Here is a 12214-nt window from a genome sequence, read left to right as displayed (position 1 = left end):
AACACGAGAGGATCAAGGTAATGAAGATACTGATGCTCGGGGGTTCCGGATTTGTCGGCGGTCACCTGGCCCGGCGCCTGAGCCGCGATGGTCATGCCGTGACCATTGCCACCCGCTACGCTCCGGGATGCCGGCAGCTTCGCGTGGTGCCCGGAGTCCGCATCCGGCAGTTCGACCCCCACGATGCGGCCGCGCTGGGCCAGGAGCTCAGCGGACACGACGCGGTGATCAACCTGGTCGGGATTCTCAACGAGCGCGGCTTCGGCGGCGCCGGGTTCCGGCGCGCCCATGTCGAGCTGGTCGAGACGGTCATCGAGTGCTGTGCACAGGCTGGCGTCGGGCGACTGCTGCAGATGAGCGCGCTCAATGCCGGACGCGGCGATAGCCACTACCTGCGCACGCGCGGCGGCGGCGAGGCGCGCGTGCGTGCGGCACAGCGCGACGGGCGGCTGATGACGACCCTCTTTCGGCCATCGACGATTTTCGGTCCCGACGACAGCTTCCTCAACCGCTTTGCCACCTTGCTGCGAATCTCTCCGGTGCTGCCGCTGGCCCGCCCGCGGGCCCGCTTCGCGCCGGTCTACGTGGGCGATGTCACCGAGGCCTTCGCGCTGGCGCTGGACGACGAGCGCAGTTACGGCAAGACCTACGAGCTTTGCGGCTCGGAGGCGTGGACCCTGATCGAGGTGGTTCGCTGGGTGCGGGACCGGCTCGGTCTGCGCCGGGCCGTGATCGGTCTGCCCGACTGGCTCGGCAGGCTCCAGGGACTGGCCTTCGATCTGGTGCCCGGCAAACCATTTTCCAGCGACAACTACAAGTCGCTCAAACTCGACAGCGTATGCGCCCGAAATGGTTTTGGCGAGCTGGGGATCAGTCCATGGGGGCTGGCTGAACTGGCCCCGACCTGGCTGGGCAATGGCGGCAAACAGCAGCGTTACCAGCGTTTCCGTCGTCAGGCGCGCCGTGGGCAGTCGTAGCGGCAATCCGGATGACGAGCGGCTGCGCGGGCTGGCCATCTACCAGGTCGGCGGGGCGGTGCGTGATGCTCTGCTAGGCCGCGAGCCGGCCGACCATGACTGGGTGGTGGTCGGTGCTTCGCCCGATGTCATGATCCAGCGCGGTTTTCGGCCGGTCGGCCGCGACTTCCCGGTCTTCGTTCACCCGGAAACCGGCGAGGAGTATGCCCTGGCCCGAACCGAGCGCAAGGTGGGTCCGGGCTATCGCGGTTTTACCTTTCACGCCGGCCCGGATGTGACCCTCGAAGATGACCTGCGGCGCCGCGACCTGACCATCAACGCCATGGCCCGCACGCCTGAAGGCGAACTGGTTGATCCCTGGGGCGGTCGTGCCGACCTGGCCGATAAGCGGTTGCGCCATGTCTCACCGGCCTTCGGCGAGGATCCGGTGCGTGTTCTGCGGCTGGCACGCTTTGCCGCCCGCTTTCCGACCTTCTCGGTGGCCGCGGAAACGCTTGCGCTGTGTCGCCGCATGGTTGCCGAAGGTGAAACCCGGCAGCTGGTTGCCGAGCGTGTCTGGCAGGAGCTTTCGGCTGCGCTCATGAGCGAGCGGCCGTCGCGTTTTTTCGAGCTCTTGCGAGAGACCGGGGCCCTGGCCGACATCCTGCCGGAGATCGACCGACTGTTCGGCGTGCCACAGGTGGCCGACTATCATCCCGAGATCGACGCGGGTGTGCATACCCTGATGGTCGTCGACCAGGCCGCGGTCCTGGCTGCCCCGCTGGCGGCGCGCTACGCAGCCCTGCTCCACGATCTCGGCAAGGCGCTGACGCCGCCGGCGTTGCTGCCGCGTCATCCCGGCCACGAAGAGGCCGGACTGGCGGCGATCGATGCGGTCAGTGAGCGCTTGCGGGTGCCGACCGACTGCCGTGATCTGGCCCGTCTGGTCGGTCACTATCATCTGATCGCGCATCGCGCACTGAAGCTGCGCCCGGCACGCGTTGTGCAGCTGCTCGAAGCGCTCGATGCCTTCCGGCGGCCGCAGCGTCTGGAACCGTTTCTGCTCGCCTGCGAGGCCGACCGGCGCGGCCGCAAGGGCCGGGAACACCTGTCCTATCCGCAGGCGGAATTTCTGCGTCGGGCGCATGAACGCGCGCAGTGTGTCAACGTGCGTGAGCTGATCGACCAGGGGCTTGCCGGCCCGGCGATTGCCGATGCGCTGCATGCGGCCCGGGTGCGCGCCGTGGCCGACCTGGAGCGCCCCGCTTCCTGATTTTCGGGCGGCACCAAACCGCTGTAGCGTTGTCAATTCATTCACTGCGGGAGTGAAATGATTCCCGGCTTGACGTTGCCCTGTCACGAGCGGAGACCCCAACTTGCCCCTGACCCGACTTGGACTGAGTAATCCGGTTGCTGTTGCTGTCGGCTGCATCCTGCTGGTCATTTTCGGTCTGCTCAGCATATCCCGTCTGCCGGTGCAGATGACGCCCAATATCGACCGGCCCAGCATTTCGATTTCGACCGGCTGGCGCGCAGCGGCACCGGCCGAGGTCGAGTCGGAGATTCTCGAGCCCCAGGAAAACCAGCTGCGCGACGTGCCCGGTCTGGAGCGAATGACGGCCACCGCCAGTCAGGGTCGGGGATCGATCAACCTGGAGTTTGGCGTCGGTGCCGATCTCAACCGGGCGCTGATCGAAGTCATCAACCGGCTCAACCAGGTGCCGCGCTACCCTGCCGATGTCACCGAACCGACGGTCCGGGTCGGTTCCGACCAGTTTGGCGACACCGTCGCCTGGTTCTCCATCCGTCCATTGCCCGGCAATGACCGCGACATCATCGAATACCAGGACTTTGTCGACGAGGTCGTCAAGGAGCGCCTGGAGCGCATCCCCGGCGTGTCGTCGGCCAACCCGCGCGGCGGTCGCCCGTTCGAGGTGCGCATCACTTTCGATCCCTATCGTGCGGCGGCGATCGACGTCGATCTGACCCGCGTTGGCCAGCGCCTGGGGCAGAACAGCGATGTGTCCGGTGGTTTTCAGGAAGTCGGTCGGCGCCAGTACACGCTGCGTTTTGCCGGGCAGTACGCCATTGAGGATCTGCAAAACCTGGTGCTGGACTGGCGCGAGGGCAGTCCCGTTTTCTTGAGTGATGTGGCCAGTGTCGAGCGCGTCATGCGCGACTCGAGCGGGGTCATGACCCAGAACGGCGGACCTTCGATCGCCATGAACGTGATCGCCGAGCCAGGGGTCAATGTGCTGACCGTCATGGCCGACATTCAGGCGGTGATCAGCGAGCTGCAGCAGTCGCACCTGACGCCGGCGGGCCTGCAGATCGAGCAGGTCAGCGACGATACCATCTACATCCGGCAGTCGGTGAGCATGGTGGCAACCAATCTGCTGCTCGGCATGAGTCTGGCGGTACTGGTGCTGTGGTGGTTTTTCCGCAGACTGCGCGCCACGCTGATGGTCGCGCTGGCCATACCGCTGTGCCTGTGTTTCTCTTTTCTGGTGCTCGATGGCGTCGGGCGCACCCTCAACGTGATTTCCATGGCCGGACTGGCCTTTGCCACCGGCATGGTGCTCGATGCCGCGATTGTCGTGCTCGAAAACATCGTGCGTCAGCGAGAGCAGGGGCGCGCCCCGCTCGAAGCGGCCGATCGTGGCACCGGGCAAGTCTGGGGTGCGCTGCTGGCCTCGACCGCCACCACGGTGGCCATCTTCCTGCCGGTCATCTTTCTGCAGGACGAGGCCGGCCAGCTGTTTGCCGATCTGGCCGTCGTCATATCGGCCGCGATCATCTGTTCGTTGCTGGTTGCCATCGTTGTCCTGCCGACGGCCAGCTACCGCCTGCTCGGCGACGCCCCGCTGAATGACCGCCACGCGCACTGGTGGCAAGCCTCCACCGATTTCATCATGCGTCTGACCGACACACCGAAGCAGCGACGGGCCTGGATCGCCGGCCTGACGCTGGGGCCGCTGGTTGTCGGCGCGCTGCTTCTGCCTCCGGCCGATTACCTGCCCGAGGGCCAGCGGAACTTCATCTTCGGCTTTCTGCAGACGCCATCGGGAATGGGGCCGGATACGGCCGAGCGCGAACTGATCGACCCGATCAACGAGCGGCTGATTCCCCATCTCGAGGGCGAACGCGAACCGGCCATTGCCAACACCTTTCTGGGTTTCTTCGGAACCGGCGCTTTTCTGGGCATGCGTGCAGCCGATGACGCCGAGGTGGATGCCCTGCTTGAGGTGGTCAACTCCGAGATCCTCACCGGATATCCCGACACCTTCGGTCGCGCCGGCCGCTCGCCGATCTTCGGCGGGCGCGGCAGCCGTCAGATCGAGATCAACCTGCAGGCGGCGAACTTCGAGGATCTGCTCGAGGCGGGCCAGGTCGGCTTTGCCCGCATCCAGGCACTGATGCCGGAGGCCACGATTCGCCCGCAGCCCGGCCTGGAGCTGGCCGAGCCGGAGCTGCGTCTGATTCCGGACGATCGGCGCATCGCCGAGCTGGGCTGGACGCGCAGTGACGTGGCGACGCTGATCCGGGCGCTGGGTAACGGCGCCTTTCTGGGCGATTACTTTGACGGCGACCGGCGCCTGGACGTGATCCTGCGCGCCGAGGAATGGCTGACCCCGGAGGAGCTGATGTCACTGCCGCTGGCCACGCCCTCGGGGCGCATTGCCACGCTCGGCGAGGTGGTGCGACTGGAGCGCACCGCCGGGCCCAACCAGATCCGTCGCGTCGACCGGCGCCGAACGCTGTCACTGCAGGTCACTCCGCCATCAGGCATGCCCATGGAAACAGCTCTGGAGCAGCTGCGCTTGGAAGCCGAACCCGCCATTCGGGCCGCACTGCCGCCCGACGGCACGGTGACCTACCAGGGCACGGCTGAAGCGCTTGGCGAGACGCTGACCAATCTGGCCGGCAGCTTCGTGCTGGCCGTGGTGATCCTCTACCTGCTGATTTCGGCCCTGTTCCGCTCGTTTCGCGATTCGCTGCTGGTGCTGATGACCATACCGATGGCGACAGTCGGCGGTATCCTGGCGCTGCGCATCACCGGCTGGCTGACCGGTCAGGCGATGGACATGCTGACCATGATCGGTTTCGTGATCCTGCTCGGCCTGGTCGTCAACAACGCCATCCTGCTCGTCTACCGTGCCCGCGACGGCGAGCGTGAGGGCCTCGGCCGGCGCGACGCGGTGCACAGCGCCGTGCGTTTGCGCCTGCGGCCGATCCTGATGAGCACCCTGACCAGCATGTTCGGCATGTTGCCGCTGCTGCTGCTGCCGGGAGCCGGTACCGAACTCTATCGCGGCCTTGCTGCCGTCATCGTCGGCGGCATGGCGGTCAGTGCACTGTTTACCCTGGTGCTCCTGCCCAGTCTGCTGCGAACCAACGAACAACGGCAGCCGTCGGCCGCACACGCGCCGCTGCCGATACAAGGATGATATCGATGCTGATCAGAATGCCCCTGCTTGTCCTGCTGCTTGCTGCCTTGCCGGCAGCAGCCCAGTTCGGTCAGTCCGCGCCGGTCACGATCGGCGAGGCGCGGTTGATCACGATGGCGCCGACCATGCAGGTGGCCGGTACCGTCGTCTCCCGCGCCGACGCCGTATTGTCGGCCGAGGTCGAGGGTCGTCTGATCGAGATCGCCGACGTCGGTACCCGGGTCGAGGCCGGTGCTGTGCTGGCGCGCATCGAAGACACCAACCTGCGGTTGAGGCTGGTCGAGCTGCAAGCCGAGATGCGTCGTGCGCAGGCCCGGCTGCGCTTTCTCGACGCCGAGCTCGTGCGCTTCGAGCGGCTGGCCGAGACCAACCTGGCCGCTGCCAGTCAGATCGACCAGACCCGGTCCGAGCGTGATATCGCGCGCGGCGACCAGGCGGTGATTCAGGCGCGAATCGATCAGATCGAGGACCAGGTACAACGCACTGAACTGCGGGCGCCATTTCCCGGCGTGGTGGTCGAGCGCATAGCCCGGGCCGGCGAGCGGCTGGGCATCGGCGAGGGCGTGCTCCGCCTGGTGGACGCCAATGATCTGGAAGTCGTGGCGCGGGCGCCACTGGCCTTTTACCGTTACGTGCGTCCCGGTGACGAGCTGGCGGTCAGCGCCGGCGAGCAGATGCTGCACGCGGTGCTCAGAGCGCTGGTCAGCGTCGGCGACGAGTCGCGTCATGTCTTCGAGCTGCGTCTCGACCTCGATGAGTCGCTGCCGGTCGGGCAGACCGTGCGCGTGACCATCCCGACCGCGGACGTGCGCGAGGTGCTGGCGGTGCCCCGCGATGCCCTGGTGCTGCGTGGCGACGGTGCGGCGGTCTTCGTCGTTGACGCCGACAACACCGCGCGGCGAATCCGGGTCACGACCGGTATCGGTGACGGCGACCTGATCGAGGTGTTCGGGTCGATCCAGCCGGGCGATCGCGTGGTCACACGCGGTAACGAACGACTGCGCCCCGGTCAGGCGGTCAGCGAACTCGACAGCTGAGCGACGCCTTGTTTACCGCGTGGCCCACTAGCCCGCATTATTCATGAATCGCCGCGATGATTGCGCAGGGGATTGTTCGCACAGCGGATTATCCGACCGAGCGGAATACCAGGCTGTATTTCCGAGGGAGGAAAATCCGCTGTGCGGACAAGGCTCAAGCAAGGGCGCGAGTGAATTCATGAATAATGCGGGCTAGCATGGGCGGGCTGCCGCTGGCAGTGCGGCTTTGATTAACGGTCTGGTCATGGCGTTTCGCACAGCCAGAGCAAGGCGAGGGTCAGGCCGAGTATGATCAGATCGTCTGATGCCGGGGAGCAAACGCCTTGAACGACGACATTCGCCGGATGCTGTGGGAAGCAGCCGACAACCTGCGCATACACCTGGATGCCGCTACCTACAAGCACCCGGTACTGGGGCTGATCTTTCTCAAGTACGTTTCCGACCGCTTCGAGCTGCGGCGCCGGAACCTCGACCGCTGGGCGCGCGACCCCGAGAGCGAGTATTTCGTCGGCGAGGATCAGGCCGAGTACATCGTCGAGGATCGTGACGCCTACGACGAGGCCAACGTCTTCTGGGTGCCGCACGAGGCGCGCTGGCAGCAGATTCGCGACAACGCCAAGTCGCCCCAGATCGCCAAATTGCTCGATGAGGCCATGCGCGCCATCGAGCGCGAGAACGACTCGCTCAAGGGCGTGCTCTACAAGGACTTCGCCAAGCTCGAGGTCGAGCCGCACGTCTTCGGCAAGCTCATCGACATCTTCTCCGGGCTGAGCTTCGACGCCGACGAGCACCACGCCCAGGACGTCTTTGGGGAGGTCTATGAGTATTTCCTCGGCCAATTCGCCCTGAAAGAAGGCCAGAAAGCCGGCCAGTTCTACACCCCGCGCTCGGTCGTGCGCCTGATGGTCGAAATCCTGGCGCCCTGGAAAGGCCGCATCTACGACCCCTGCATGGGCTCGGGCGGGATGTTCGTCTACTCGGAGAAGTTCGTCGGCGCCCACGAGGGCCAGATCGACAATCTCTCGGTCTACGGCCAGGAATCCAACCCGGCCACCTGGCGCCTGGCCTGCATGAACCTGGCCATCCGCGGCATCGATTACAGCTTCGGCAAGGCCGCCGACACCTTCCGCAACGACCAGCACCCGCACCTCAAGGTTGACTACATCCTCACCAATCCGCCGTTCAACGTGAAGGCCTGGGGCGCCGACGTGCTGGCCGACGACCCGCGCTGGCAGTACGGCCTGCCGCCAGCCAATAACGCCAACTACGCCTGGCTGCAGCACATGCTCTCCAAGCTCAACGCCAACGGTCGCATGGGCACGGTGCTGGCCAACGGCTCGATGACCTCCACCACCGGCGGCGAGAGCGATATCCGCAAGGCCCTGGTCGACGACGATCGGGTCGAATGCATGGTTGCCCTGCCGGGCCAACTGTTTACCAACACCCAGATCCCCGCCTGCCTGTGGTTCCTGGCCCGCAACAAGGCCCCGCATAGTGGCCAGGATGGCGAATTCACTGGCGACGTTACGGGCAAGGTGCTGTTCATCGACTGCCGCAAGATGGGCGGCCAGCAGCTCTCCCGCACCCAGATCGCTTTCACCGAGGAAGAGCTCGAGAAGATTGCGGGCACCTACCACAACTGGCGCGGCAGTCCCTGGGCGGACGGTGATTATGAAGATGTGGAAGGATTCTGCAGATCCGCCACGCTTGAGACGATCGCCGAGCACGGCTACGCACTGACGCCGGGGCGGTATGTCGGCGCTTCGCTGGACGAAGATCCGGATGCGGAGCCGTTTGAGAAAGCATTTCCCAGACTGATGCAAGAGGTTGAGCAACTTTTCGAGAGTGCTAGCCACATGCAAGATCAGATTTCCAGGAGGCTGAGACACCTGGAGCGGCATCGTGAGTAACTTGAAACTATGGGGCCAGATTCCAGAAGGATTTAATGCTCAACGAATCGGGCAAATTTCAAGAGTTCAGACTGGGCCTTTTGGCAGCCAGCTCCATAAAGAAGATTACGTGGATGTAGGGACTCCGATTGTCACGGTCGAGCATCTTGGCGAGAATTTTTTTACGCACCAAAATCTTCCCCGGGTCTCGGAGCAGGACGTTGAACGTCTTTCGAAGTACAAGCTTCGAGCTGGGGATATCGTATTCAGCAGAGTTGGCTCAGTAGACCGCAGATCCCTGGTTCGGCACTCAGAAGACGGTTGGCTCTTCTCTGGCCGTTGCCTCCGAATTCGCCCAAATCCAGAGCTCGTTTGCTCAAGATATCTATCTTACTTTCTAGGGCACCCGGGAGTTCGGGACTACATTCGTTCTATAGCTGTTGGCGCCACCATGCCTTCGCTCAATACGAAGTTGTTGAGCGATATCCCGGTATATCTGCCACCATTGCCTGAGCAGCGAAGAATCGGCGAGCTTCTGGGGATGCTTGATGAGAAGATCGAACTCAACCGCCAAACCGCCTGCACCCTGGAGGAACTGGCCCAGCGCCTGTTCAAGAGCTGGTTCGTGGACTTCGACCCCGTCCGCGCCAAAATGGCCGGCCGCCAGCCCTCCCACACACCCCCCGAAATCGCCGACCTCTTCCCCGACCGCCTCGTCGACTCCCCCCTCGGCCCGATTCCGGCGGGGTGGGATGTTGTCGGTTTCTCGGAGGAATTCGATTTCACAATGGGTCAAAGCCCGCCCGGTTCTACATACAACAAAACCGGCGAAGGCCAGCCATTCTTTCAGGGTAAAGCTGATTTTGGTGATTTCTTTCCTTCCAACCGAGTTTATTGTACGCAGCCAACTCGGCTCGCCAATGCCATGGATGTGCTCTTTAGCGTGCGCGCTCCAGTGGGCGCCATCAACCTGGCCTTTGAAGACTGTGCAATCGGGCGTGGAGTGTGTGCCATCCGGCACCGTCTCGGCTCGGTCGGGGTGTCCTGGTGCTGGGTAAAGGAGATCGCGAGTCACATTGAAGGACTGAGCGGTGAAGGCGCACTGTTCAAGAGCTTGAGCAAGAAGCAACTTACCTCGGTCCCCGTAATTCGCAAACCAGACGCCTTGCTTGCAGCCGCAGCGCCATTATTCGATGAATTCGTTGAAAAGCTTAGTCAGCTTGAGCTGGAGACCAGAACGCTGACCAAACTCCGCGACCGCCTCCTCCCCAAACTGATCAGCGGCGAGGTCCGCGTGCCCGACAATAGTTCCGGACGGGAATCGAGTTGTGGTTGAAATCATCGAAGTACTTGATCGCTCGCAACAAGGCATGACCAAGCCCTTCGTCTGTCGCGGGGATGACGGCCAGACTTATTACGTGAAAGGCATTGGTGCCGGCCGTCGCAGCCAGGTCTGTGAGTGGATCGGTGGATGCCTGGCTCGTCGATTCGGGCTTCCAGTACCTGAATTCACGGTTGTCGAGGTGCCAAGCGAGTTGATGATGCTTGAATCCGGCGTCGAGCTTCGTGAACTGGGGGCGGGTCCAGCATTCGGTTCACAAAGCGAACCTGGGCTCATCGAGCTCAAGCCATCGACCGTGCCACGCATTCCCGAGACCATCCGGCGCGACGTCCTGGTCTTCGACTGGTGGGTCAGAAATATGGATCGGACGCTGACGAGCAAGGGCGGTAATCCTAATCTGTTCTGGGCGGCGGGAGGACAGGAAATTGTTGTGCTCGATCATAATCAGATTTTTGATGAGGAATTCTATGAAAAGGAATTCTTTGAATATCATGCATTTACAGGCGCTGCCTCAGAAATCCGAACGGATCTGTTTCTTCCCGATCAATATGGAGGCAAAATGGAGAGGTGTCTGGCCGATTGGGACACCATCGTAGCCGGTATCCCGGAGGAGTGGCTCTTCCTGGATGAAGAGCAAATGGATCCGGCTAACGTCAATCTTGAACAAATCCATACCTTACTGAGAACCTGCGAGAACGAAGACTTCTGGAACTGGCCATGAAACGAATCGCCTGCCAATACGCCGTCATCCGGTTTCTGCCTTTTGTGGAGACCGGAGAGTTTGCGAATGTTGGTGTCGTGCTGATGGCGCCGGACGTAGCGTACTTTGATTTTCGGCTGGAGCTCAAAAAGACTCGTCGGGTGACGCAGTTCTTTCATGAACTCGATGCGCCGCTTTACCGAGCCGCCCTGAGGGAGTTTGATCAAGAACTGGCGCGGGTCCGGGATCTGGTTCACGATGCTAATGTGCCCGCGCAGCAGCGCCGGCAACTTGGTCAAACTCTCTTCAATGAGCTCACGCGCAAACGCGGCAACCTGGTCCAGTTCAGCAATGTTCGAGCCGTGCTTTCAAAGGACTTTATGCACGAGGTCGACCGGCTGTTTCAGTACTACGTAAAACGTAATTTCTCCAGCCAGCAGCAGCGCGAGCAGCAACTGGAGCAGCGGCTGCGCAGCATGCTGCAGTCGGCAAGTCTTGCGGATCGATTTCATGCCCGAAAGCTCGGCCCGGAAGATTTTTCCGTTCAGTTTCCGTTTGTGCAAAGCGAAGGCGATCATCATCTCAAGGCCATCAAGCCTCTGGATTTTACCCAGGAGCAGCCGAAGCTCATCCTCGAAAAAGCGGCGAAGTGGGAATTCCGCGTTCACCGCTTGCGGCATCTGGAAAGACTGCCAGAGCGATTGCTGTTTGCAACCAGGGGGCCTGCCCGGAAGGATCGGAGCCGCTTCAGCGCCTTTGCGGAAGCCCAGGAGATGCTTGCCGGCACGAACGCGGCGGTCATTTTGGCCGACGAACGCGAGAAACTTCTTGAATTCGCTCGTGCCGGCTGATCGGGTTTCCTGTTAGCCGGCTGATGGAGCTGTGGTGACTAGCCAGGCATTCTCGATCCGCATCTTCGTGCCCGACGGCGATCCGGACGGGTTGCGCATGGTCGAGCGCTCCAACTGGATCGGCAAGGCGCTGGTGTTCCCGCGGTCGCTGCTGCCGGAGATCAAGTCTCGCCCGGAGTTCCGGCAGACCGGTGTGTATGTGTTGCTTGGCCCGCGCGACGAAGGGGAAGGGGACGCGATCTACGTCGGGGAAGGCGATCCGGTCTTGCCCCGCCTGGAAAACCATTTCGCCAACAAGGATTTCTGGACGCGCGCGGCATTTTTCGTGACCACCGGAACCGGCCTGAACAAGGCGCAGGTTCAATACCTGGAATCGCGTCTGATCACCCTGGCCCACGAGGCCAAGCGGGTTCGGCTCGAGAACCGGACGCAGCCAACCCTGCCGACGCTGCATGAGGCCGATCTGGCCGATATGGACGTGTTTCTGGGCAACATGCTGCAGATCATGCCGCTGATCGGCATCTCGGCCTTCGAGCGGCCAAAGCGACCGACCCGGCGCAAGCGGCACCGCCTGTTCTGCAGCGGCAAGGGGATCCAGGCCGAAGGCTACGAAAGCAGCGAGGGCTTTGTCGTGATCGAAGGCTCGCAGGCCATGGCGGAAACCGCGCCGTCGATGGAACATCGCGTCGGCGGCTATTTCGATCTGCGCGCCGAGTTGATCGAATCGGGTGTTTTGCTGGAACAAGGTCCGGCACTGCGTTTCGCCCAGGACTACAGCTTCAAGTCACCCAGCGCAGCCGCGTCGGTCGTGCTGGGCCGCGCCGCCAACGGCCGGACCGAGTGGGCCGACGAGAAGGGCCGGACCTTGCGCGCCATTCAGGAAGCGGCGGTTGGGGGTTGAAGTCGTGCATTCACAGGCGGTCAGCCTGCGTCGAACTCGGAAAACTCTCCATAACGTCTTGCGTCATATAACGAGTCGCGTTATAGTTCT

At 62.9% G+C, this 12214-nt stretch carries 9 protein-coding genes; all 9 read left to right on the top strand.

Annotated features, from left to right (window positions below):
• Positions 1 to 20 precede the first annotated feature (20 nt).
• The 9 genes from HND55_14630 (at position 21) to HND55_14590 (ending at position 12124) form a co-directional block, all read left to right on the top strand.
• The gene (locus tag HND55_14630; GenBank protein ID QKK03787.1) at positions 21 to 977 is read left to right on the top strand and encodes a complex I NDUFA9 subunit family protein; all 957 of its coding nucleotides are present in this window, start codon (positions 21 to 23) and stop codon (positions 975 to 977) included.
• A 31-nt stretch (positions 978 to 1008) separates the two neighbouring features.
• The gene (locus tag HND55_14625) at positions 1009 to 2229 is read left to right on the top strand and encodes a multifunctional CCA addition/repair protein (GenBank protein ID QKK04134.1); all 1221 of its coding nucleotides are present in this window, start codon (positions 1009 to 1011) and stop codon (positions 2227 to 2229) included.
• Between the two features lie 103 nt (positions 2230 to 2332).
• Positions 2333 to 5404: an efflux RND transporter permease subunit gene (locus HND55_14620; GenBank protein QKK03786.1), complete on the top strand. Its 3072-nt coding sequence runs from the start codon at positions 2333 to 2335 to the stop codon at positions 5402 to 5404.
• A gap of 5 nt (positions 5405 to 5409) precedes the next feature.
• Complete coding sequence (locus tag HND55_14615) at positions 5410 to 6441, top strand: efflux RND transporter periplasmic adaptor subunit (GenBank protein ID QKK03785.1); 1032 nt, start codon at positions 5410 to 5412, stop codon at positions 6439 to 6441.
• A gap of 344 nt (positions 6442 to 6785) precedes the next feature.
• The gene (locus HND55_14610; GenBank protein QKK04133.1) at positions 6786 to 8351 is read left to right on the top strand and encodes a type I restriction-modification system subunit M; all 1566 of its coding nucleotides are present in this window, start codon (positions 6786 to 6788) and stop codon (positions 8349 to 8351) included.
• Positions 8344 to 9666: a restriction endonuclease subunit S gene (locus HND55_14605; GenBank protein ID QKK03784.1), complete on the top strand. Its 1323-nt coding sequence runs from the start codon at positions 8344 to 8346 to the stop codon at positions 9664 to 9666. Before HND55_14610 ends, HND55_14605 begins: the two co-directional genes overlap by 8 nt.
• Positions 9635 to 10393: a hypothetical protein gene (locus HND55_14600; protein ID QKK04132.1), complete on the top strand. Its 759-nt coding sequence runs from the start codon at positions 9635 to 9637 to the stop codon at positions 10391 to 10393. Before HND55_14605 ends, HND55_14600 begins: the two co-directional genes overlap by 32 nt.
• Positions 10390 to 11223 carry a DUF3037 domain-containing protein gene (locus HND55_14595; GenBank protein QKK03783.1) on the top strand — a complete coding sequence of 278 codons (834 nt, stop codon included), beginning with the start codon at positions 10390 to 10392 and terminating at the stop codon, positions 11221 to 11223. The genes HND55_14600 and HND55_14595 overlap by 4 nt, the downstream gene beginning before the upstream one ends.
• A gap of 97 nt (positions 11224 to 11320) precedes the next feature.
• Complete coding sequence (locus HND55_14590; GenBank protein QKK04131.1) at positions 11321 to 12124, top strand: GIY-YIG nuclease family protein; 804 nt, start codon at positions 11321 to 11323, stop codon at positions 12122 to 12124.
• The last annotated feature ends 90 nt before the right edge of the window (positions 12125 to 12214 follow it).

Source organism: Pseudomonadota bacterium (assembly GCA_013285445.1).
Classification (GTDB): domain Bacteria; phylum Pseudomonadota; class Gammaproteobacteria; order Xanthomonadales; family Wenzhouxiangellaceae; genus Wenzhouxiangella.
Note: the sequence above shows the minus strand (reverse complement) of the source record. Positions and strands in the feature narration are given on the sequence as shown.